General features: G+C 62.3%; 24 protein-coding genes and 2 pseudogenes. 10 read left to right on the forward strand and 16 right to left on the reverse strand.

From position 1 onward, the window contains the following. Nucleotides 1-36 precede the first annotated feature (36 nt). Genes AC1D0I_RS00110 through ccoN form a run of 5 tightly spaced genes read right to left on the reverse strand, consistent with a single transcriptional unit; the run spans nucleotide 37 to nucleotide 3687 of the window. A complete protein-coding gene (locus tag AC1D0I_RS00110; RefSeq protein ID WP_477392264.1) occupies nucleotides 37-267 on the reverse strand; it encodes a hypothetical protein in 231 nt (76 codons plus the stop codon). Beyond that, nucleotides 264-1145: a cytochrome-c oxidase, cbb3-type subunit III gene (gene ccoP, locus AC1D0I_RS00115; RefSeq protein ID WP_477392266.1), complete on the reverse strand. Its 882-nt coding sequence runs from the start codon at nucleotides 1143-1145 to the stop codon at nucleotides 264-266. The genes AC1D0I_RS00110 and ccoP overlap by 4 nt, the downstream gene beginning before the upstream one ends. Beyond that, a complete protein-coding gene (locus tag AC1D0I_RS00120) occupies nucleotides 1136-1306 on the reverse strand; it encodes a cbb3-type cytochrome c oxidase subunit 3 (protein WP_095084121.1) in 171 nt (56 codons plus the stop codon). The genes ccoP and AC1D0I_RS00120 overlap by 10 nt, the downstream gene beginning before the upstream one ends. Then, a complete protein-coding gene (ccoO, locus tag AC1D0I_RS00125) occupies nucleotides 1303-2040 on the reverse strand; it encodes a cytochrome-c oxidase, cbb3-type subunit II (RefSeq protein WP_477392268.1) in 738 nt (245 codons plus the stop codon). The genes AC1D0I_RS00120 and ccoO overlap by 4 nt, the downstream gene beginning before the upstream one ends. A 3-nt stretch (nucleotides 2041-2043) precedes the next feature. Continuing rightward, entirely contained in the window at nucleotides 2044-3687 is a 1644-nt protein-coding gene (ccoN, locus tag AC1D0I_RS00130; RefSeq protein ID WP_206073697.1) for a cytochrome-c oxidase, cbb3-type subunit I, read from the reverse strand. A 296-nt stretch (nucleotides 3688-3983) separates the two neighbouring features. On the opposite strand from ccoN, the gene AC1D0I_RS00135 reads away from it, so the two are divergent. Next, nucleotides 3984-5627 (forward strand): SulP family inorganic anion transporter, encoded by a 1644-nt coding sequence (locus AC1D0I_RS00135; protein ID WP_477392270.1) that lies wholly within the window; start codon nucleotides 3984-3986, stop codon nucleotides 5625-5627. A gap of 49 nt (nucleotides 5628-5676) precedes the next feature. Here the strand turns inward: AC1D0I_RS00135 and AC1D0I_RS00140 are convergent, their stop codons facing one another. After that, on the reverse strand, nucleotides 5677-7227 hold the full coding sequence (locus AC1D0I_RS00140) for a CYTH and CHAD domain-containing protein (protein ID WP_477392272.1): 1551 nt from the start codon (nucleotides 7225-7227) through the stop codon (nucleotides 5677-5679). An 84-nt stretch (nucleotides 7228-7311) separates the two neighbouring features. On the opposite strand from AC1D0I_RS00140, the gene AC1D0I_RS00145 reads away from it, so the two are divergent. Both AC1D0I_RS00145 and ppk2 read left to right on the forward strand, forming a co-directional pair. After that, the gene (locus AC1D0I_RS00145) at nucleotides 7312-8991 is read left to right on the forward strand and encodes a SulP family inorganic anion transporter (RefSeq protein ID WP_477227596.1); all 1680 of its coding nucleotides are present in this window, start codon (nucleotides 7312-7314) and stop codon (nucleotides 8989-8991) included. A gap of 48 nt (nucleotides 8992-9039) precedes the next feature. Beyond that, entirely contained in the window at nucleotides 9040-9864 is an 825-nt protein-coding gene (ppk2, locus tag AC1D0I_RS00150) for a polyphosphate kinase 2 (RefSeq protein WP_457154169.1), read from the forward strand. Between the two features lie 29 nt (nucleotides 9865-9893). On the opposite strand, the gene AC1D0I_RS00155 is transcribed toward ppk2, so the two are convergent. Next, on the reverse strand, nucleotides 9894-10358 hold the full coding sequence (locus AC1D0I_RS00155) for a histidine kinase (protein ID WP_425352276.1): 465 nt from the start codon (nucleotides 10356-10358) through the stop codon (nucleotides 9894-9896). Between the two features lie 277 nt (nucleotides 10359-10635). Here AC1D0I_RS00155 and AC1D0I_RS00160 point away from each other — a divergent pair. From AC1D0I_RS00160 to AC1D0I_RS00180, 5 genes and pseudogenes are all read left to right on the forward strand, one after another. Continuing rightward, nucleotides 10636-10835, forward strand: a pseudogene (locus AC1D0I_RS00160) (adenylate/guanylate cyclase domain-containing protein); the annotation flags it as partial. Further along, a pseudogene (locus AC1D0I_RS00165) lies at nucleotides 10789-11510 on the forward strand (XRE family transcriptional regulator). The pseudogenes AC1D0I_RS00160 and AC1D0I_RS00165, both read left to right, overlap by 47 nt. A gap of 232 nt (nucleotides 11511-11742) precedes the next feature. Next, on the forward strand, nucleotides 11743-12003 hold the full coding sequence (locus AC1D0I_RS00170) for a hypothetical protein (protein WP_477392274.1): 261 nt from the start codon (nucleotides 11743-11745) through the stop codon (nucleotides 12001-12003). 58 nt (nucleotides 12004-12061) lie between these two features. Further along, on the forward strand, nucleotides 12062-12313 hold the full coding sequence (locus tag AC1D0I_RS00175; RefSeq protein WP_457153733.1) for a hypothetical protein: 252 nt from the start codon (nucleotides 12062-12064) through the stop codon (nucleotides 12311-12313). Between the two features lie 4 nt (nucleotides 12314-12317). After that, nucleotides 12318-12578, forward strand: coding sequence for a hypothetical protein (locus AC1D0I_RS00180; RefSeq protein WP_477392276.1), 261 nt, complete (start codon nucleotides 12318-12320; stop codon nucleotides 12576-12578). On the opposite strand, the gene AC1D0I_RS00185 is transcribed toward AC1D0I_RS00180, so the two are convergent. Genes AC1D0I_RS00185 through AC1D0I_RS00200 form a run of 4 tightly spaced genes read right to left on the reverse strand, consistent with a single transcriptional unit; the run spans nucleotide 12575 to nucleotide 14824 of the window. Beyond that, nucleotides 12575-13498 (reverse strand): energy transducer TonB family protein, encoded by a 924-nt coding sequence (locus tag AC1D0I_RS00185; RefSeq protein WP_477392278.1) that lies wholly within the window; start codon nucleotides 13496-13498, stop codon nucleotides 12575-12577. The genes AC1D0I_RS00180 and AC1D0I_RS00185 overlap by 4 nt on opposite strands. Then, nucleotides 13495-13962: a TonB system transport protein ExbD gene (gene exbD, locus AC1D0I_RS00190; protein WP_477392280.1), complete on the reverse strand. Its 468-nt coding sequence runs from the start codon at nucleotides 13960-13962 to the stop codon at nucleotides 13495-13497. Before exbD ends, AC1D0I_RS00185 begins: the two co-directional genes overlap by 4 nt. A 26-nt stretch (nucleotides 13963-13988) precedes the next feature. Continuing rightward, nucleotides 13989-14705 (reverse strand): tonB-system energizer ExbB, encoded by a 717-nt coding sequence (exbB, locus tag AC1D0I_RS00195; protein ID WP_477392281.1) that lies wholly within the window; start codon nucleotides 14703-14705, stop codon nucleotides 13989-13991. Further along, a complete protein-coding gene (locus AC1D0I_RS00200) occupies nucleotides 14696-14824 on the reverse strand; it encodes a hypothetical protein (RefSeq protein WP_280952795.1) in 129 nt (42 codons plus the stop codon). Before AC1D0I_RS00200 ends, exbB begins: the two co-directional genes overlap by 10 nt. 233 nt (nucleotides 14825-15057) lie before the next feature. Here AC1D0I_RS00200 and AC1D0I_RS00205 point away from each other — a divergent pair, with 233 nt between their 5' ends. Continuing rightward, nucleotides 15058-15732 carry a cysteine hydrolase family protein gene (locus AC1D0I_RS00205; protein WP_477392283.1) on the forward strand — a complete coding sequence of 225 codons (675 nt, stop codon included), beginning with the start codon at nucleotides 15058-15060 and terminating at the stop codon, nucleotides 15730-15732. A 16-nt stretch (nucleotides 15733-15748) separates the two neighbouring features. On the opposite strand, the gene AC1D0I_RS00210 is transcribed toward AC1D0I_RS00205, so the two are convergent. Together AC1D0I_RS00210 and AC1D0I_RS00215 are read right to left on the reverse strand one after the other, a co-directional pair. After that, the gene (locus AC1D0I_RS00210; protein ID WP_477392285.1) at nucleotides 15749-16690 is read right to left on the reverse strand and encodes an LLM class flavin-dependent oxidoreductase; all 942 of its coding nucleotides are present in this window, start codon (nucleotides 16688-16690) and stop codon (nucleotides 15749-15751) included. A gap of 137 nt (nucleotides 16691-16827) precedes the next feature. Beyond that, nucleotides 16828-16983: a hypothetical protein gene (locus AC1D0I_RS00215; RefSeq protein WP_095084108.1), complete on the reverse strand. Its 156-nt coding sequence runs from the start codon at nucleotides 16981-16983 to the stop codon at nucleotides 16828-16830. 293 nt (nucleotides 16984-17276) lie between these two features. Between AC1D0I_RS00215 and AC1D0I_RS00220 the strand changes: the two genes are divergently transcribed. Next, a complete protein-coding gene (locus AC1D0I_RS00220; RefSeq protein WP_477392287.1) occupies nucleotides 17277-18044 on the forward strand; it encodes an SDR family NAD(P)-dependent oxidoreductase in 768 nt (255 codons plus the stop codon). 28 nt (nucleotides 18045-18072) lie between these two features. On the opposite strand, the gene AC1D0I_RS00225 is transcribed toward AC1D0I_RS00220, so the two are convergent. From AC1D0I_RS00225 to AC1D0I_RS00235, 3 genes are read right to left on the reverse strand one after another with little or no spacing between them, the layout of a single operon-like run. Next, on the reverse strand, nucleotides 18073-19017 hold the full coding sequence (locus AC1D0I_RS00225; RefSeq protein ID WP_477392289.1) for an ABC transporter permease: 945 nt from the start codon (nucleotides 19015-19017) through the stop codon (nucleotides 18073-18075). Further along, complete coding sequence (locus tag AC1D0I_RS00230; RefSeq protein ID WP_477392291.1) at nucleotides 19014-20069, reverse strand: ABC transporter permease; 1056 nt, start codon at nucleotides 20067-20069, stop codon at nucleotides 19014-19016. Before AC1D0I_RS00230 ends, AC1D0I_RS00225 begins: the two co-directional genes overlap by 4 nt. Next, a complete protein-coding gene (locus tag AC1D0I_RS00235; protein ID WP_477392293.1) occupies nucleotides 20069-21580 on the reverse strand; it encodes an ABC transporter ATP-binding protein in 1512 nt (503 codons plus the stop codon). The genes AC1D0I_RS00230 and AC1D0I_RS00235 overlap by 1 nt, the downstream gene beginning before the upstream one ends. Nucleotides 21581-21750 lie beyond the last annotated feature (170 nt).

The following is a 21750-nucleotide window of genomic DNA, read 5'->3' on the forward strand; positions in this document are numbered from 1 at the left end:
CTGCCCTGCCTGGTTCATTGCCGTGTTCGCAAGGCCCTAGCAAGCCGGATCGGCGGCTTGGTAGAGGCCTCCCGGAATGGCGGCTCGTGACACCTTGCTGTGTGGAACGCAGTCCGGCTGCGACATGAATGCCACGTAGAGGAAATGCGCGTTTGCAACGGTGAATGTGGCAAGTCCAGAGGCAACCAAGGCGACCGCCAAGGCCTTGCCGCGCGAGAATGCCCGTGGAGCGATCCCTGCTTCTGTTTTTTCAGCGGCGACCGTCACGATCTTTTCTCCGAAAGTGACAGGACATAAAGTGCGAGGATCTTGCGCTGGGTCGTCGAAAGGCGCTGCTCCCAGGACGGCATCTGTCCTTGGTGCCCCGAATAGATCGACGTGTGGATCGACTGGCTATCTCCCCCATAGATCCAACTGGCATCGGTGAGATCAGGAGCGCCTACGTCTTGTTTGCCTTTGGCATCCTCTCCATGACAGGCAACACAGTTCGCGACAAAGACTTCCTTTCCGCGAGAAACGGCCTCAGGCGAAGCGACGGTGGGTTCGGTCGACCCGCCGAGAGACTGAACGTAGGCACGCACATCGTTGATCTGCGCTAGGTTGAGGATTCCGTCACGGCCGAAGGCGAGCATCTGCGAGGTCCGTGTTTCGTGATGCGCTGAATTGATCCCAACGCGCAGCGTTTCGACGATGGTCTCTGGATTACCGCCCCAGAGCCATGCGGCTGCCGTCAGGTCGGGGAAACCCTTACCTCCTGTGCCACGAGCTCCGTGGCACGCCGCGCAATTGTCCTTAAAGAGCGTCGCTCCGGCTTCGCGTACGGTTTCCATCAGCGCGGGGTCGGCCCTGATTGCCGGGAAATCCATCTCGTCAATCCGCTTCGTCCATACCGTGCGTTCGGCGGTGGCCTCTTCGACCTGACGTTCGACCGTCGTTTTCTGGTCGACCCCAAGCAGGCCCTTCGTGTAGGTCCGCCCCAAGGGCCAAGCAGGCATAAGGATCCAGTATCCCACCGCGAACAGGGTCGTGAGGACGAGAAACAAGATCACGACCCGCGGTACCGGAGTGTAGAGCTCCTTTATGCCGTTCCATTCATGACCCGTCGTCAGCTGCCCGGTGACGGGATCGCGTTCGCCTACTTCCATGGCTTGTCGTCCTCATCGAGGATGTTCTTCTTGGCCGCGTGGAACCGCTCTAAGTTCGAAGGCCAGAAAACATAGATCAGGACGCCAACTGCCATAGCGATCAGGTAGAACAGCCCCCAGCTCTTCGTGAAGCCGACGACGGTGTCATGGTCGAAGTTCATTTTGCAGGCTCCGCGGCTGCCGCCTGTTTGTAGGCAGCGTCGGTGAGATGGCCCATGATCTGGAGATAGGCGACCAGTGCATCCATTTCCGTGATGGTTCCCGGATCGCCGTCAAAAGCCCTGACCAGCGTTGCCTGCCCGTAGCGCTTGACAACGCCGGCGGCGAAATCACCGTCCGGAGCGGCCTGGCCGAGAGCATCCTGGGTCGCGTTGGCAATCATGTCGTCCGTGTAGGGAACGCCGACGTCCCTGAGAGCGGCCAAATGCTCGCCGAGGTCGTCGATGCGCAGGGCGTTGCGCTGCAGCCAGCCATATTTCGGCATGACGGATTCCGGCACGACGTCGCGGGGATTGATCAGGTGGGCGACCTGCCAGGCGTCAGAATATTTGCCGCCGATGCGGGCCAGATCCGGTCCCGTGCGCTTTGATCCCCACAACATCGGATGATCGTATTTAGATTCAACGGCGAGCGAATAAGGACCGTAGCGTTCGACCTCGTCGCGCAGTGTTCGGATCATTTGAGAATGGCAGGCGTAGCAACCTTCGCGCGTGTAGATGTCGCGCCCAGCCTGCTCCAGCGGGGTGTAGAGCCGCATGTCCTGTACGTTCTCGACCGTGTCGTCGATCGTGAACAGTGGAGCGATCTCGACAAAGCCGCCAATGCTGGCGACGACGACGATGGCCAGAACGAAGCCCATGGCGTTGCGTTCAATCTTGCGATGAAATTCGGCCATGTCCTACTCCCCCGGCGCGGACGCGAGCCTGGGCTCGGGGAGGTCTGCGGACTCAGGGGCGACCTCCGCCTCGCCACGGATCGTCATCCAGATGTTGTAGGAACCGACGATAGCGCCCATCAGGAACAGAAGACCGCCAAAGGCGCGCGCGATGTAGTAGGGATGCATGGCGACCATGGACTCCACGAAGGAGTAGGTCAGCGTTCCGTTCTCGTTGTAGGTCCGCCACATCAGGCCTTGGATGATGCCCGAATTCCACATCGCGAAGACATAGATAACCGTTCCGATAATGGCCAACCAGAAATGGACTTCGACCAGCCGCGCTGAATACATACGCTCGCGCTTCCAGAGCCACGGAACAATACAGTAGATCGAGCCGAACGTTATCAGCGCGACCCACCCAAGCGCGCCGGCGTGTACATGTCCGACGGTCCAGTCAGTGTAGTGGGATAGCGAGTTGACCGGGCGAATGGCCAGGAACGACCCCTCGAACGTGGTCAGTCCGTAAAAGACCGCCGCGGCCATCATGAAGCGCAGGGTCGCATCGTCGCGGACCTTGTGCCAGGCGCCGTTGAGCGTGGCGAGTGCGTTTCCGGCCGAAGCCCAGGAAGGTACCAGCAGGATCAGCGAGAAGGTCATGCCCAGCGTCTGAACCCATTGTGGCAACGCCGTGTAAAGCAGGTGGTGGGAACCCGCCCACATGTACATGAAGGTGATGCCCCAGAAACTGATGATGGAAAGCCGGTAGGAATAGATAGGCCGCCCGGCCCTCTTTGGCAGGTAGTAATACATCATGCCGAGAAAGCCGGCCGTAAGGAAGAACGCGACGGCGTTGTGGCCGTACCACCATTGAACCATCGCATCCTGGACACCTGAAAAGACGGAATAGCTCTTGGCGTGTCCGAACGATACCGGGACGGCAAGATTGTTCACGATGTGGAGGATCGCAACAACCAGGATGAAGGCCATATAGTACCAATTGGCGACATAGATGTGCGGTTCCTTCCGCCGCGCCAGCGTGCGGATGTAGATGGCAAAATACGTTACCCAGACGACGACCAGCCAGATATCAGCATACCATTCAGGCTCGGCGTATTCCTTCGATTGTGTCACGCCCATGAAGTAGCCGGTCGCCGCGACCACGCAGAACAGATTGTAGCCGATGAGCACGAACCATGGGCTGAACTGGTCCGGCAGCCGCGCCCGGGACGTGCGCTGGAGAACGTGGAAGGAGGTGGCGATCAGCGCGTTGCCGCCAAACCCGAAGATGACGGCGCTGGTATGGGCGGGGCGCAGGCGGCCGAAGCTCGCCCACGCTGCATCGAAGGTTAGGTCCGGCCACGCGAGCAGGCTTGCGACCCAGACGCCGAGGAACATCCCGACCACCGCCCAGGCCATGGTGAGCACAATGCCGACCTTGCTGGGGTCGTCATAGTAATGCTCCAGCCGTTCTGGAGACGGCTCCGGTGCGTAATACGCGCCGAGCACCACAAAAATGAGACCACAGCAAATTGCCAAAACGATGAAGCCATGCACGCCGATTGGGTCTGCGCGCCCGGCGGCAGCCATGGCCAGCCCTAGGAGGGCGACAAGCGAGAGAACAACGATCGCAAGCTGGCGTTCGCCTGTTGTGAGCTGTGCAACCATATCAAGTGTCCCCCACTTGGTTGAACACAAATACGCCTACGCGCATTTCATATGATCCCCTTGTTACCGCATTGTCCAGAATAGTTTCGGCTGCCCGGCACCACTGGATCGCCCGCCCGTCAAGCTGCCGCTGCCTCATCCGCTTTCATTTGAAGGCGGACCGCACTGCCAACTGATTAGAGCCCAGGACGGTGCGTAATTGAGCGCCCTTCCTTGCCGAGGAGTTACGCGCTATGTTGAGAACCCATAACTGACATCAACAAGGTCGCTCGATTAACGAGCGCTGGCAAAGCGGCGTGAGAACTCCCTCGGTCGTTGCAGTCCAACGCCTCGATGTGGTCGCAGGTCTGACGGCCGCAGCCGTCGTCCTGCCTAAGGCGATGGCCTACGCGACGGTTGCGGGCCTGCCGGTAAGTATCGGGCTTTACACGGCGTTCGTGCCGATGATCGTCTATGCGCTGCTAGGCACATCGCGTGTCCTGAGTGTAAGCTCTACGACCACCCTTGCGATCCTCGCCGGGACACAGCTCGGGCTCGCAGTTCCGGACGGTGACCCGGGCAGGCTGATCACTGCGACTGCGACGCTCACCGCGCTGACCGGAGCCCTGCTGATCGGGGCCTCCGTGCTTCGCCTCGGGTTCATCGCCAATTTCATCTCGTCTCCCGTTCTAACCGGCTTCAAGGCCGGCATCGGCCTTGTGATCGTACTCGATCAGGTGCCGAAGCTGCTTGGCTTACACATTGCGAAGGAAGGCTTTCTCCGCGACATTTTGAGTGTGGCGCACCATTTGCCCGACATGTCGGTGCTCACTCTGATCATCGCCATCGCGGCAATAGTCGCGCTGTTGGCCATGGAGCGGCTCTGGCCCCATTCGCCAGCTCCCCTCGTTGTGGTGAGCGCCGGAATCGGGCTTTCATGGTTCCTCGGTTTGGATTCCGTGGGCGTCGCCACCGTGGGGTTCATTCCACAGTCGCTCCCGTCGGTCACCTTGCCCAGTCTCAGCCTTGTCCAGCAACTCTTGCCCGGCGCTCTCGGCATCGCATTGATGAGCTTCACCGAAACGATCGCCGCCGGCCGAGCCTTTGCCGACCCCGCCGAGCCACCCATCAAGCCCGACCGCGAGCTTCTTGCAACTGGCGCCGCCAACCTGGCAGGCGCTTTGTTCGGCGCCATGCCGGCGGGGGGTGGTACCTCCCAGACCGCCGTGGTCCGCGCGGTCGGCGGACACACGCAGATGGCGTCGCTCGTCACGGCCGCCGCCGCAGCGGCCACCATGCTGCTGCTTGCCCCTCTGCTCAGCCTGTTGCCCCAGGCTGTGCTGGCGGCAATCGTGATCGTCTACTCGATTGGACTAATTCAGCCGGCCGAGTTCATCTCCATCCGCAAGGTCCGGCGCATGGAGTTTCGATGGGCGCTGGCGGCCTTCCTTGGCGTGCTTGCCTTTGGCACGCTCCAGGGCATCGTCGTGGCGATTGTCCTGTCGCTGGCGGGCTTGGCCAGTCAGGCGGCGAACCCAAACGTCTACGTTATCGGCCGCAAACGGGGAGCCGACGTACTCCGGCCATTGTCGTCCGAGCACCCGGACGACGAGACATTCGAGGGCCTGTTGATTCTTCGGCCTGAGGGACGGCTCTTCTTCGCCAATGCTCAACGGGTCGCGGATCGGATCCAGACCCTGGTCGCCGAGCATAAGCCGCGTGTCCTCGCGCTCGACATGAGCCGGGTTTTCGACATCGAGTATTCAGCCCTCCAGATGTTGATGGAGGGTGAACGCCGCATGACTGCGCAAGGCGTGACGTGTTGGCTGGTAGGGCTGAACCCCAGCGTACTTGAATACATCCGGGCCTCAGGCTTCGCCAATCGGCTGGGACCCGAGCGCCTATTTTCCAATGTACGGGCGGCCATTCAGCATTATACGACGCGTTTCAACCAAGACTAATTGGGCACCCATTGGCGCTTGTGTCAGACATGTCGGTCGCGGTGCCGAGTTACTTCCAGAAGGGGCGGATCTCATCCAGGTTTTCCCACAAGGTTTTTGCGCCAGCCCAGCCGAATTCCGCACGCGCCTGGCTCGCCCCGATCACCCATCCGATGGCGCGTTGCGCGGTCGGATCGCCGGCGCCGTGCGCTTCCGCCCCCGTCAACATGGCTCTGACCATCGCCGCGTCGTTCAGGTCGCCGAAGACCGCCTGAAGTTTCTTCAATTGCTTCAGGAACTGTTCAACACGTTTCGCCGGGTACAAGGGAGAGAAGAACTCAACCGTATAGCGCAGCGTCTTCAGCTCTTTCCTCAGGTCGTGGCGTTGCTCAACCGTCAAGGTCTCAAGTCCGTGCGCGCGCTTGCTAACCTTTTTCCAGCGCTTGCTGAGTGCCTTGCCGGCCAACTCGACGACCGGCGCTGCAAGCCGCTCGGTCTGGCCAAAATCCTGAGGAACGAGCCAGCCTCGCGCCTCCACGAACCGCGCTAGGTCGATCAGGAACGCCTGCACGCGCGCCTCGGGGAGAAGCTTGCGAAGGTGATCACGCTGCCGCCCCGCCTGCCGCGAGAGAGCATCGGCCAGGGGCGGCAAACCCGGTTCATCCACGTGGGCATCGGCCTCCCGTCGCACGATGTCTTTCGCCACCACGTCGATATCCCTGAGACGCCCGACCTCCTGACCAAGCCAGCGGGCTTCCATGTTGAGCCGCGTCATTTCCGGACTCTTCAGAACGGAAACGCAGGCAGAGAACGCGCTTCGCAATCGGCGCAGGCCGATCCGCAACTGATGCGGCCCTTCGGGATCGTCCAGCTTCCGGATGACCACGACATTCGTGGCGATCTGCTCGAGGCACTCGCGAAGGACGTCGCGTGCCGCCTGCTCGGCGATCTGAGCCCGATCGAGCGCAACGTCCTCGGCATTGCGGGGCGCGAGCGGCGGGTCGATCCATCCCTGTTCCGCGAGGAGATAGCCGCGCGCCGCCTTGGAAAGGCAGGAGAACCTCAGGCCCCCGTCAGGAAACAGTAGATGCGCGATGTCGAAAAGTCCGCCCAGGCTGCCCTCGATGAGTTCGATCTCGAGTTCACGCAACTCGGCCGAGCGCTCCCCCGCGTGGATTTCGCCGATGTCTATTGCCAGTTCCGCACGCGTGCCGTCCTCAAGGGACAGCTCGCTGACGGAACGCCTGATCACGGTCTCGCAGATGGGCTCAAGCGGCGCGCCGTTCACGCGGCGAATGACCTCCTCCCGGACCGCTGCGTCGGGAATCGCTTCGAGACATGGCCGTCCGCCCGGAGCCGGATTCTCCACCTCGCCAACCTGCGACAAGCCGCCATGCAGCTCTGGCTTGGTCTTGACGGTCTGTATCCAACGTCGCCCGTCGCGCCGGAGTCTGAGCGCGACTCCTGCCTTCTTCAGCGCATGACCAGGAGTGTCGAGATAGATGCTTCTGAGCGTCCTGGTTTTCGGGTGGCCAGTAGCCAGCTTAAGCGCCTTCACGCGCGCGCTCAGTTGGGTCGACGTCGGTTCGTCGAGGAGAAATTTTAACTCGATCTCGCTCATGGCTGATTGTTGTCAGGCCTTTTACAAATCTGTAGACTTAGTTTACGCTAATAAAATTACTATGCCAGCTAAGGATTCAACCCGGTGGGCGTTCGCCTTCCCGTGCCTGCAAGCCTTTCCGGTTATCAACTGGGCTGGCTGCGAAGCGATGTTTCCGCCGGGCTTGCAGTTGCCGCGGTTGGGCTTCCCAGTGCCATCGCCTACCCCGCGATAGCGGGCCTGCCGCCAGAGACCGGCATCTACGCGAGTATCGCGCCGCTGGTGGCCTACGCGATCTTTGGCCCCTCGCGTCAGCTCATAGTCGGCCCGGACGCGGCTACGATGACGGTGCTCGCGGCGGTTTTAGTTGCCGTTACAGCGAGCGTGCCAGTCGGGCTCGAAGTGGACCGAACAGCGGTCGCAGCAGTCCTTGCGCTTGGCGTTGGGCTGTTGTGCCTGGCGGCGTGGGTGCTTCGGCTCGGCGTTCTTGCGACCTTCCTCTCGCGCCCCATTCTGACGGGGTTCTTCATCGGTATTTCGTTTTCGATCCTGATCGGGCAAATCGGTCGCTTCACCGGAGTCAAGATCGAGGCGGAAGGCCTGCTCGGACCGGTCCTCGAACTTCTGCGCAAGGCCGGATCGATACATTGGCAGTCTCTCCTGCTGGCCATGGGGATGTTCGGTTTGTTGCAGATCGTACGGATCATGCGTTTTCCGGTTCCCGGGCCAGTGCTGGTTGTAGTCCTCGCCGTAGTGCTTTCAGCCGTCTTCGACTTTGAAGGACGCGGCATTGCCGTAGTCGGCGATATTCCGACAGGGTTGCCCTCGTTGTCGTTGCCAGCGATTGCTGGCCTTCCGATCCAGACGCTGGTCCTCGGCGCTGCGGCGATCTTCGTCGTGAGCTACGGCGCCGGCATCATTACAGCCCGCAGCTTTGGGGCAATAGGCGGCTACCCGGTCGATCCAAATCGCGAGCTCATCGGATTTGGCGCTGCGAACATAGGCGCGAGCCTTTTCGGCGCCTTCCCGGTTACGGCCTCCGACTCGCGCACGGCGGTTAACTTGTCCGTTGGCGGACGCTCGCAAGTTTCGAGCATCGTGGCTGCCGCGGCCCTGATCGCGACACTGCTGTTTCTCGGGCAGACCCTAAGGATTATCCCGATCCCTGCGCTCGGGGCAATTCTTGCGGCTACTGCAATCAGCCTGATCGATCTCGCGGCCCTTAGGCAGATTTGGCGCATCAGCCGCATGGAGTTCGTCTTCGCGCTGATCGCGATGTGGGGTCCGATCGGCCTGGGCGTGCTCAACGGGGTCGTCATCGCGATCGGTGCGACACTCGTCTATGTTCTGCGCAAGCTGATGTTTCCCCGCGACGCCATGCTCGGCCGTGTTCCAGGCCATGACGGCTTCTACAAACTGCATCGAACCCCCGAGGCCCGTCAGGTGCCCGGCCTTGCTGTTTGCCTTGTCCAGGGCAGCCTGCTGTTCTTCAACACCGATTACGTCGCATCGCGGCTGCGGTCTATTGCCGAGGAATTGCCGATCGACACCCGCTGGCTGCTGATCGATGCAAGTGCAATTTCCCAGATCGACAGCTCGGCAGCGGCAATGCTGGAAGAGCTATTTGACGAATTGCGCAATCGCGGGATCAGGTTTGGCCTAGCGGACCTTCATGCCGAAGCGCGGGATATCCTTGTTCGGGCCGGCGTGATCGAGCACATCGGCTCAGACATGGTTTTCGACATTCTCGAAGACGCGTATCATGCGTTCGAGGCCCGCGCATGATAGTTCAAGGAATTTGCACCGTGTGAGTTGTGTTGAAGGGAGGAACCCATGGGTAAGAAGAAGAACAAGTCGGCCGTCGTATCTGAGCATGTGGAGGAAAAATCGGAAGGGAAAAATTATGCGAAAGAACTCGCCCGGTTGCATGTTGAGCTTGCTCACCTTCAGGCTTGGGTGAAGAAGACTGGCGCCCGCATCGCGATCGTTTTCGAGGGCCGTGACGCCGCCGGGAAAGGGGGAGTGATCAAGCGCCTGACCGAGCGGGTCAGCCCGCGGGTGTTCCGGGTCGTCGCGCTGCCGGCGCCGACCGATCGGGAGAAGACCCAACTCTATATGCAGCGCTACTTCGCGCACTTTCCTGCGGCAGGCGAGGTCGTCATATTCGACCGCTCCTGGTACAACCGTCCCGGCGTCGAACGCGTCATGGGTTTCTGCAGCGACAAGCAGGCGCGACGCTTTCTCGAACAGGTACCGACTCTTGAGGCCGCCATTGTAGAAGGCGGCGTAACGTTGCTCAAATACTTCCTCGATGTGAGTGAGGAAGAGCAGGAACGGCGTTTCCGGCAGCGTGCTGACGACCCCCTTCGGCAGTGGAAACTGAGCCCGATGGATGTTGAGTCATACAATCGTTGGTGGGAGTACACCCACGCCTACAACGAAATGATCCGTGCAACAGACACAAGGCATGCGCCTTGGTGGATCGTGCCGTCGAACGACAAGAAGAGCGCGCGCATCAACTGCATCTCGCACATTCTGAGCTCAATCCCCTATGAGCACGTCGAGTTCGAAAAACCGAACTTCAGCAAACGCCAAAAGCGACCCGACGACTTCGTGGACGATGCAACTCCGCGCAACGTGGTACCGGACGTGTCCTGACCAGCCACTTCAGAAACCACCACTGGTTTTTATTTGCGTTCCGGCGCCCAATTGAGGAAGAGGCCGATGTCACCAGGAACTCCGCCCGGGAAGTTAATAACCATGGCTTTGAGCTTGTAACCTTGCGGCTTCCCAATGTCCAGGTAGCGCTGGTAGAATTGCTTGGCTTTACCCTGGAGGGTTTCCGTCCATTGCGGATCAGAGCTGTTGATGGCTCGGCCGCTGTCGGTACACAGGTCCGAAGGGAAGCTGTATACTAGTGCTTCGTACTTGCCATTCTTGACAGCGTTCATCACCAGGCGGCGGACCATTGCGATTTCATCGTCGTTCACTTGGTCCTTCAGGAAACTGTTCGTAAACTTCGTGAGTTCCTCATTCTCTCTCGCTCGCAGTTTTTCCTGCTTGTCTACCTCTGCCATCTGCTCCTTCAGAAGAGCCAATCGCAGTTGCTCAGCACTTGGCGGGGCTGCACTTGTGTCTACGTCTTTGGCCATTTGCTCCCTCCACCGAACCGTCCGAGAATTGAACACCAAAGCCGTCGTCGGCCTCGTTCGTTGGGCTCAATTCATGTCACCCAACCGCAAGACGCAAATCAGCATGGGTAGTCGACTAAGGCAGGCTGCCAGCCGCGCGTTTAAGGGGATCGGCCGCCGCGGCAAGAAGTCTTGTCTTCGCAATCAGCTACCATTCCATAATGGCATCTGGGGACATCAAGGTCAATTCGCGACAGGCGGCAGACTGTGCCGCGACAGAGATGCCGCTACGACCGGCCGCTTGATCGTCGACGCGGTGCGCTACGCCATCGAGGTGCAGGCCGCCATGCTCGAACGCAATGCAGGTGTTACGATCGAGCGCCCTATTGAGTTTCGCATCGGAATCCACACAGGAGACGTCGTTGAGGAGAGAGCGACGGCGACCTCATGGGTGACGGCGTCAACATCGCGGCGCGCCTGGAAGGCGTCGTTACCGCAGTTCGAACGCTACCTGCAAGCACAGACCTTTCCTAACAAGGCCACCGCCAAGCTGATATGCGACTACTTCCGGGTCGATGAAGCTGAACTGTACCGGGATCCCGGTGTCCCCGAGCCCAGGGGGCGTGGCCTGCCGCCAATTTCCGAGAGCCTGTTCCCTCAGATGATCCGCCCTCCCAGTCCATCGATCGCGGGAGGCACCTATTTCGCCTATTCTTCGATTCCGCACCACCCCGACCCGTTGATGCGATCGGTGACCTTCGTGCGGCGCGAAGCCGAAACTGGTCACCTTCAGAAGGGTCACCGGATGGTCGGAACGGCGGGATCGGCATGGGCACAGGCCCGCGGCAACCACCATGGGAGGCGACCTCGCGTCTGAACTGGATCTATTTCAGCGGCATCAACCGCCGCCAGACTGGCGAGCCGTCGCAGATCTCCGTGCAATAGGCCCCCATCTTCGAACCGACGCTGACGGGCAAGGCCATGCTTCTGACCGAGGCTTGGCCGGCATTCGTGTCCGTCATCATGCGGCGCGACATATCCAACATCCGCCCGAGGCACGCCATCAGCATGGCACATGTCGTCAGGCTCGACGATCCGAGCGTCGACCAGCTGGTGGTCAGCCTCACCCGGGACGGGCTAAGCCCTCCCGGCCACGCTGTTTACGCTAAATAAGAATAAAAATGCACCAAAAGAGCGCATACCAACGATTGTCAAACTCTGCATCTGAACAAAATCGATATTTTACACTTAACCGTCAGGAAAGATAAGTCGCAAGACCGCCTTTTGCGCGCTCCTTTACTACAATTTTAACAAACCATTAACTCTTTCGACCTTACCTTTCTTGTCGTGGATCCCCGTTTTTAGGGTCTTTCAACGGGTCCCATGAGGTCAAGAAGGGATGAAAATGGCCAGGAAAGCGACCCCCGCTCGAAAGCTGACGATTGCCGCCGGCACGCAGACTGTCTTCTTTTCGCAGGCCGGGCATATCGGCCAGAACATGATGCCTGCGGCGACCAATCATGGCCCGTCGGCATGCCCCACCGCCGCGCTCGGTCATTCGGCGATCAACCGCTTGCTTGGTCTCGTTCGCCTCACCGATGCGCCGATCTATGACCATATCGACGCCGCAAACTGCCCGCCTCCGGTTGGTCGGTCAATTAATTAGTCGGCTAAGTATGACAGTGACGCGTTCCCTGAGTTCCACCAGATGACAGGAGAAGCACGTGCCAAACCAATCCTTACGTCAGTCGGAGATCGATAGTCTTCAATACATCTCGTCGATGACCAATGAGCTCGTGCAGATGGCTGAAGCAAACCGCTTTCCCATGATCTCCTATCTGCTGGGCATGGCCTATGCCGAAGCCTTCGACGTCCTTCGCGGCGCACGGCCGGCCAGGCATCCGCAGCTCAGCGGCAACCCGCTGCACCCGAAGGCGCAGCCAAAGGACAATCGCGCTCACGCAAGGAGAGCGTAGCCGCATGCAAGCGCCAGCCGCATGCGCGGCGGCAGGTTCGACCCTCCGGCCAAACCGTTGGGAGACACTGTGCGCGTTGCAAAGCCTGCTGCCGCTGCTGAAAAGAGCCGCCGCAGATCTCGGCGGCGCCGACATGGTCTACTGGTTCGAACAGGCCGATACCGAGGTCGCCAACATCATCAAGGGCAGGCCGTCCGATGCGGCCGCCATTGCGGCCTTGATTGCATTTGCAGGCCGGCCTCATCTGAATATCAACAGACCTTAGTTGCGCAGGCTGAACACGAACGGTGCCGTGCGGCTTTGGGGCGCGCCAAGTTCCGACGGCGGTGCCGGCACGGTGGCGCCTTGCAACACGGCGAGCGCAGCACGGTCCAGATCGGCATCCCCCGAGGAACGGGTGAGCCTGGCAGACAGGACCCGGCCGGACGAGTCGACCGTGAAGGCGACATACGGCTTGCCTTCCACGCCTCGGGCCTTGGCTGAACTGGGATAGCGCGTGTGCCGCTTGATCCAGGCCCCCAGGCGGGAGTCCCATTTGCTGGAATCGCCTGACCGCGATGCCGATTCCGCCGACTTCGGCGCGGCCGTCCTGGCGGCCGGCCTCGCATCGGCGCTGGCGATGCTTGCCGTGTTCGGCGGCGCCGCCTTCTCCTTCTTAGGCCGCGGCTTTGGCTTCTCGACAGGCTTTTTCGCCTTGGCCTCGACCGGTTTCTTGTCCTTGGGAGCCTCGACCGGCTTGGGCTGCGGCAATGGGATAGCCACGTCGGGTGCGACTGCCTCGACAATATCGGGGACGACCTCATCCGACGGCGGCTGGTCGACCTGTTCAGCCACCTCGGTCTGGGTGGGTTCGGTCTCATCGGGCGGGACGACTTGCCGCTGTTCGACAACCGGCTGTGCCTTCTCGACCAGTTCGGGCGTCGGCTCGGTCTGATCGGGTGTCACCGCGTCCAGCGCGGCCACCTGTTCCTCGACCGCCGGCATCACCACCATCGGCGCCATCTCGATCATCTGGGCCGGTGGCGGGCCGCCATCGGCTTCGTCGACCATGCTGAAGGTCTTCACGGCATAGGCGACCGAGACATGCGCTCCAAGGACCAGCGCGGCCGCACCGGCCCACAAGCCAAGGTCGCGCCGGCTGAAGCGCGACAACTCGACCAAGGGCAAGGCGGTCACTTGCATCATGGCACTGCTGCACCGGTGGAGGCAGGCGCCGGGGCATCGGCCGCGGGACCCGTTTCCAGGCCGACCAGCGCGATCTTCAGATAGCCAGCACCGCGCAGCAGGTTCATCGCCTCCATCAGGTCGCCATAGGCCACCGCCTTGTCGGCGCGCAGGAAGATGCGCGTTTGCTTGTCGCCCTTCGTCCTGCTGTCCAGCGTGGCGGCGAAAGCCGGGCGTGGGACGCTGTCGTTGCCGATCGCCAGCGTCAGATCGTCCTTCAGCGTCAGGAACAACGGTGTTTCCGGCCGCGGCGCGGGCGTAGCGGTCGAGCCCGGAAGATCGACATTGACATCCACCGTCGCCAGCGGTGCGGCGACCATGAAGATGATCAACAGCACCAGGATGACATCGATGAACGGGGTGACGTTGATCTCGTGGCTTTCCTCGAGATCGTCGTCCAAGGTCTGTCGGATTCTGCTTGCCATGGCCTTGCTCCGCTAGTCCGCCGCCATCATTCCGCGGCCATCGCCGTTGCCGGCGCGACAGTGCGGAAGTCGAGGTCACGGCTGACGAGCCGTTCGACACCCGCCGAGGCATCGGCGAGGATCTGCCGGTAGCCGGCTATCGAGCGCGCAAAGACGTTGTAGATGACGACAGCCGGTATGGCAGCGACAAGGCCCATCGCCGTGGCCAGCAGTGCTTCGGCGATGCCAGGCGCGACCACGGCGAGATTGGTGGTCTGCGCCTGCGAGATGCCGATAAAGGCGTTCATGATACCCCAGACGGTACCGAACAACCCGACGAAAGGCGCGGTCGAGCCGATCGTCGCCAGCAGGCCGGTGCTACGCGACATGCGCCGTGACGCCGCCGCCTCGATGCGCGACAGGCGCGAGGTGACCCGTTCCTTCAGCCCGTCTCCCGAGACATGTTCGAGCGCTCCGGCCGAGAGTGCGACCTCCGCCGCCGCGGCCCGCACCAGAAGCGCGCCGGGGCCGCCGCTGCGGTCGAGCGCACGGCTGGCCTGCTTCAAGGTGGCGGCATCGCCGATCGCCCGTACGGCATGACGGATGCGCAGCTTACCGGCGAAAATCTCCAGCGATTTGGCCAGCCATACCGTCCAGGTGACGAGGGAAGCGAAGGCCAGCCCGATCATCACCGCCTTGACGATGATATCGGCCGCCATGAACATGCCCCATGGCGACAGATCGTGCGGCAAAGTCAGTTCCATTGCTGTCGAAGGCCCTCCAGATCGAGCGAAACCGGAGCGAGCAGCGTCCGCTCGCCGACAGCAAAGCGCACCGCGTCGATGTGGAAGGCCGTTTGGGCATCAATTCCAGCCACGGTCATGGCTCTTCTCCAGTACGGCCGCCGCAATTCCAGATACTGGTTGTCGGCACGCCGATGCCAAGTTGATTATAAAACATGACATTGTTAGTCAACATTGAAGGTGAGTGTAACGATCAACAATTGGCCGCCACCGTCAATATCGGCGCGAAATCCGGATCCACGCCGCCGGCATCTGGTGTCGTCGCGTTGTTGCAAAGTGCTATGGTGCCGGTCCAAAAAAGCGGGAGCCAAAGATGATCAAGGCGACGCCCTTCGACTTCCCTTATGACGGCAGGTTGGTCGCCGAAAACACCGCGCTCGTCGTCATCGACCTGCAGCAGGATTTCCTGTCGACGACGGGCTATTTTGCCAGGCAGGGATATGACCCCTCGCCGCTGAGGGCGATCCTGCCGACCGTGGGCCGGCTGATCGCCGCCGCCCGCAAAGCCGGTGTCAGGATCATCCACACGAGGCAGGGCTATCGGGCTGACATGGCCGACATGACGCCTTATGAGAAATGGCGCCGCAAGCGCGCCGGTCTCGAAGGCTCCGAAATCCTGCTTCGTTCAGGCCCGGGGTTTCAGATCGTTCCGGAGATCGACGTCGCGCCGCACGACATCATCGTCGACAAGACCTGCAACAGCGCCTTCACCTATACGGATTTCGAGCTTGTGCTGCGCGCGCAAGGCATCACACATCTGATGTTTACCGGCTGCACGACGGATGTCTGCGTCCACACCACGCTGCGCGAGGCCTGCGACCGCAACTTTCAGTGCCTGACGATTTCCGATGCCTGTGCCAGCGGCGATCAAAAGGCCCATGAGGCAGCGCTTCATATGGTGACGGTCGAGGACGGCGTCTTCGGCGCGCTGGCGGAGTCTGCCGCCGTCATTGAAGGCCTGTCGCGGCTGAGTGGCGCGACAGGTTGATTCCAAGGGCGCCTGCTCAGCCCGCTGCACGCACCACTTGCGGCACGCGCGGCGCATATGCCCCGGGCTGCGGCACCTCCGCCTCACGACGCGCCAGCGAATTGCGCAGCAGCGCGATCGTTTCACGGCCGGCCGTTGCGATCTCGCGCGGCGTGTCGACGCCGACAATCATGAATTCATCGATCCCGAGAGCCGCATAGGCCAGCAGCGACAGGGCCGCTTGGGCCGGCGGCCCGGCAACATCGACTGCCTTGTGGCCGGCGGCGGAAGCGCCCCGGTGAATCCTGACCGGAAGCGCAAAGCGAAGCTTGCCGGCTCGGCCATGTTCGGCTGCGGCGCCGCGCACGCGCTCCATCAGCTGCCGGACCTCGTCGATCGAACCCGGCGCCAGTTCGAAGACATCGGCATGCCGACCGGCCACCTTGAGCGCCGTTCCGGACTGCCCGCCCATGCGGATGACGAGATCGGCGCCGTGCGGACCCTTGCGCGGCACATAACCGCCTTTGATGCTGTAGAACGCGCCTTCATGTTCGAACGGCCGGTCGTTCGACCACAGCCGCTTCAACAGCACCAGATATTCGTCGATGCGCTGCCAGATGACCGTGTGCCCGACCGGCCGCGTTTCGGCATCGTCGTCGTTCAGCGGTTCGCTGATCATCCTGAGCGCCAGCCGTCCGCCGCTTTTCCTGTCGATCGACGCCAGCTGGCGCGCCGCCACCGTCGGTTCGACCACGCCCGCCCAGTGGGTGAGCACGACTTCCAGCGACAACGTCCGGTCCAGCACCTGGGCGGCTAGATCCATATTGGTCAGCAGCCCGGCCGAATCGTCGACGACGATCCTCCTGAAGCCACCATCCTCGATCAGCCCGAGCTTGGTCGCGGTCTCGGCAAAGTCGTAGAAAAAGGGAACTGCTGCGTCTTCGGTCTTGCTGGGAACATGCGTGAACTCGATCGGCATTGCCATCTCCTCCATCTCTGGAATCACTGATGCTGTGAAATTCGAATCCCAGCCGCGCAAAGGCGCGCCGAGGATCCGGTTCATTCAACTCCGATTGCCTGAAAGCGTGGGCGGCTAGTCCCGGTCGATCTGACGACTCAGGGAATGAGGCCCAGAACAACTGCCCCGGTGAACACGAACGCAAGGGCAAAGACGATATAGGCGAAAGCACCGGCATAGGCCGGGCGAAAGGCCTGGGCGTTGACCAGCCGCTGGCTGCTGCGATCCGTCTGGGCGTTCTGGATATAGGACATATATCGACCTCCGTCTCGCCGGTTAATCTATAAAACTTGTAGACTTTGTCGATTGCTATTTTTCGACCATGGGCAGAATAATTTTCTGATATCTGATCAGGAATTGGTACCGAATTGCTGGGATGGCGTGCTTTGGCCACAGCTCGACCCGTCACGCCGTGCATTGCTCTTGCCCTGAATGAACCTATGGCCTTGTCCTCGCTGCACCCAAATCATGCATTGGCCGCCCGGAGCGCGCACGATAGCATCGCGCGATCGGCGAACATGAAATCGTCAGACAGGGGAGCAGGAAAATGGGTGCAAGACTGGCCGGCAAGGTCGCCATCATTTCGGGCGGCGCGACGGGGATGGGCGGAGCGGCTTCGGAGCTGTTCGCCGCGGAAGGTGCCAAGGTGGCGATCATCGACCGCAACGGGGAGGCGGCGGCCGCAACCGCGGCGGCGATCCGCGCGCGGGGGTACATCGCCGAACACTGGGTCGCCGACGTGTCCGATGAAGCCCAGGTCGAGGCGGCGGTGAAGGGCGCGACCGAAAAACTCGGCCCGATCACCGTCCTGTTCAACCATGCCGGCACCATCGTCATAAAGCCGTTCCTGGAGACGACGGTGCAGGAATGGGACTGGCTGCATGCCGTCAACGTGCGCTCGATGTTCCTGATGACGCGCGCCGTGCTGCCCGGCATGATATCGGCCGGTGGCGGCTCGATCGTCTGCACCTCGTCGATCTCGGCAGTGGCGGCGACGCCGATGGAGGTGCTCTACGACACCACCAAGGGCGCCTGCCATATGTTCGCGCGCGCCATCGCCGTCGAGTTCCGCGACCGCAACATCCGCTGCAACGCGGTCTGCCCCGGCTTCATCCGCACGCCGCACGGCCTGCGCGAGGTTGCCGATCTTGGCCGGCTCGGCATCGATGTCTCAGACGCCGCACTGGCCGCGCAGCAGGGCCGTATCGGCGAGCCGGAAGAGGTGGCCAGGGCCGCGCTTTACCTGGCCAGCGACGAATCCAGCTTCGTCAACGGCACGCATCTGTTCGTCGACAACGGCTTTACCGCCATGTGACCAGCTGGACGCTGACAGCCCTTGGCTGTCAGCGCTCCTCGCGACGAAACGGCTTGAGCAGGGCAGACGGCGCCACCGCGTTGCGCGACATGACAGCCATGGCGACTATGGTGAAGATGAAGGGCAGCATCAGGAATGCCTCGTAGGGGATATGCCCCAGCCCGCTCGCCTGCAAACGCAGTTGCAAGGCATCGACAAAGGCGAACAGAAGCGCAGCCCCTGCCGAACGCCACGGATCCCAGCGGCCGAACACGACCAGCGCGATTGCTACCCAGCCGCGCCCCGACACCACGCCGAAGGTGAAGGCGTTGAACTGTGCCATCGACAGGAAGGCACCGGCCAGCCCCATCAGCGCACCGCCGAGGATGACCGCCTGGAAACGCGTGGCGATGACGCTGACACCGGCCGAATCGGCAGCGCGCGGATTTTCGCCGACCATGCGCACCGACAGGCCCCAGGGCGTGCGGTAGAGGACGAAGGCGGCCAGCGGAATGGCAAGGATCGCCATGTAGACCAGCGCAAACTGGTTGAACACCGCCGGTCCGAGCACCGGAAAGCTGGAGAGGACCGGGATAGGCAGCGTCTCGAACCCCTTGATGCTTGGCGGCACCGATTGCTGGCCGAAGATCAGCCGATAGAGGAAATAGGCGAGGCCCGAAGAGAACAGCGTGACACCAATGCCGCAGACATGCTGGCTGAGGCCCAGCGCCACCGTGAACAGCGCATGCAGCGCACCCATCAGCATGCCGGTCAGCACGGCGACGAGCACGCCGAGCCACAGGCTGCCGCTGAGGCTGGTGGCGGTGAAGCCGGTCATCGCCGACAACAGCATGATGCCTTCGATGCCGAGATTGAGCACGCCGGCGCGCTCGGAGAACATTTCGCCAAGCGTCGCGAAAGCAAGCGGCGTGGCGATGCGGATGATCGCGGCCAGGAAGCCGACCTGAAAGATCTGTTCGAACACCGCGCTCATCGGGCCACTCCGACGCGGCGGATGCGGTAGGCGGTGAACAGCAGCGCCACCAGCATGGCAAGCAATGCGGTGCCCTGGATGACATCGCTGAGGAAGGCCGGCACTCCGGTCGCGCGCGACATCGCCTCGGCGCCGGTCATCACGGCTGCCAGGAAGATCGCCGCCGGCACCACGCCGAGCGGATTGAGCCGCGCCAGCATGGCGACGACGATGCCGGAATAGCCGTAGCCCGGCGAGATGTCGCTCATCACCTGGAAATGCACGCCGCCGACCTCGCCGACCCCAGCGAGCCCGGCCAGAGCCCCGGACAGCAGCGCGGCCGAGATCAGCACCCGCTCGACATGGATGCCGCCATAGCGTGCGGCTTCCGGGTTCTCGCCGGTGACCCTGATCCGGAAGCCGAGCGTCGTGCGCACGATCAGGAACCAGATCAATGGCGCCGCCAGCAGCGCCACGACAACGCCGAGATGCAGCCGCGTGCCTTCGAGCAGCACCGGAAAGTTGGCCGAATCCTCGATCGGCGGCGAAATCGGATAGCCGCTGAAACTGTCTTTCCAGGGCCCTTCGATCAGCGCCATCAGCGCATAGTAGATGACCGAATTGAGGAGCAGCGAGCTGACCACGTCATCGACCTTGAATTTGACCCGCAGTGTCGCCGGCACCAAGGCAACCGCCGCGCCGGCGGCGGCACCGGCCACCGCCATCAACAGCATGGCGAGCGGTCCCGGCATCGGGATCGCGCCGACAAAGCAGCTCGCGACCGCGCCGGCCAGCAATTGCCCCTCGGCGCCGATGTTCCAGAATTTTGCCCGGAAGGCGACCGCCACCGCCAGCCCGGTGAAGATCATCGGCGCGGCACGCACCATCGTTTCGGAGATCGCGTAGCTGTCGCCCAGCGAGGCCGTGAACATCACGCCATAGGCTTCGATGACGCCGGCGCCGGCCAACGCGATCAGGCCGCTGCACAGGACAAGCGTGGCTGCGATCGCCAGCAGCGGCAAGGCCAAATTAAACCAGGCGGGCGTCGAGGTGCGTACTTCCAGGCGAAACATCAGCTGTGCCCCTCCGCGCCGGTCATCATCAGCCCAAGCCGGGCCACCGTCGCATCGGCGCTGTCGAGCGTGCCGGCGATTCGGCCCTCATACATCACCGCGATGCGGTCGCAGAGCACCAGCAGTTCCTCGAGATCCTCGCCGATGACGACAATGCCGCAGCCCTTGGCGCGCATGTCGAGGAACTTTTCGTGGATGAAACGGGCGGCGCCGATGTCTAGGCCGCGCGTCGGCTGCGAGACGATCAGCACCTTCGGATCGAAGGCGAGTTCGCGCGCCAGCAGCGCCTTCTGCAGATTGCCGCCCGACAGCGCCCCGGCGCGGGTCATCGGCCCGGGGCAGCGAATGTCATAGGCCTTGATCTGCGCCTCGGCGAAGGCACGGATCGCATCCGGCTTGAGCAGGCCCCTGCTGCTGAACGCCGCCGTGCCGATGCGCGGCAGCACCATCGAATCGGCGAGCGGCAGGTTGGTGACCAGGCCGGTCGTCATGCGGTCTTCCGGGATGCGACCGAGACCGAGCGCCTGCACCTCGCGCGGCGAATACCCAGACACTTTCTGGCCGGCGATGGTCATCTGGCCTGCATCGGGCACGCGCACGCCGGAGATCACTTCCGCCAGGGCGCGCTGGCCATTGCCCGAGACACCGGCGATGCCGAGGATCTCGCCGGCGCGGACGGCAAGCGACACGTCGCGCAACGCCGTGCCCGAATGCTGTGACGTGGAAATGCCATCGAGCGTCAGCACCGCCGCACCGGGTGTCGATGGACCCCTCGCCGGCGGCACGATCTCGTGGCCGCACATCAGTTGCGCCATTGCGGCAGATGTCGTGTTGGCGGGGTCATCGACGCGGCCGGCGACGCGGCCATGCCGCAGCACCGTGCAGCGATGGGTCAGTGCCCGCACTTCATTCAGCTTGTGCGAGATGAAGATGATGCCGAGGCCCTGCGCCGCCATCGACCGCAACGCCGAAAACAGCCCGTCGACCTCCGTTGGCGCCAGCACCGCTGTCGGTTCGTCGAGGATCAACAGCCTGGCGCCGCGAAACAGCGCCTTGACGATTTCGAGCCGCTGCTGCTCGCCGACCGACAACGCCGACACCGGAAGGTCGGGATCAAGCGTCAGCCCATGCTGGCGGCCGATCTCCGCCAGCCGCGCCAGCCCGCCGGCGCGGTCGATCCGCCCTGATCGGCCTGATATGCCGATGAGCAGGTTTTCCAGCACCGTCAGCCGCGGCGCCAGGTGAAAATGCTGGTGTACCATGCCGATGCCGGCGGCCAGCGCATCGGCCGAACTGGTGATCCGCACCGGCTGGCCCTGGATGAGGATCTCGCCCGCATCGGGCGCATAGGCGCCGAACAGCACGTTCATCAGCGTCGTCTTGCCGGCGCCATTCTCGCCCAGAAGACCGAGAATCTCGCCCGGAGCGACGCTGAGATCAACGGCCTCGTTCGCCTTGACGGCGCCGAAGCTCTTGGTGATGCCGCGCATTTCGATGAGTGGGGCGGGCAAGATGGCTCCCGGTGAGATGGCGTTGGCGCCGCTCTTCACCCTCCCCCTTGTGGGGGTGAGAAACGGTCCGCGTAGCGGACGAAAAGCCAATTGCTTGGCTTTTCGAGTTTCGAACGCCCTGAGCCTGCGAAGGGCTGGGCTGATAATTGGCAAGCCCCGCCGGGTCCCCG

It is taken from the genome of Mesorhizobium sp. P2_D1 (assembly GCF_056404455.1).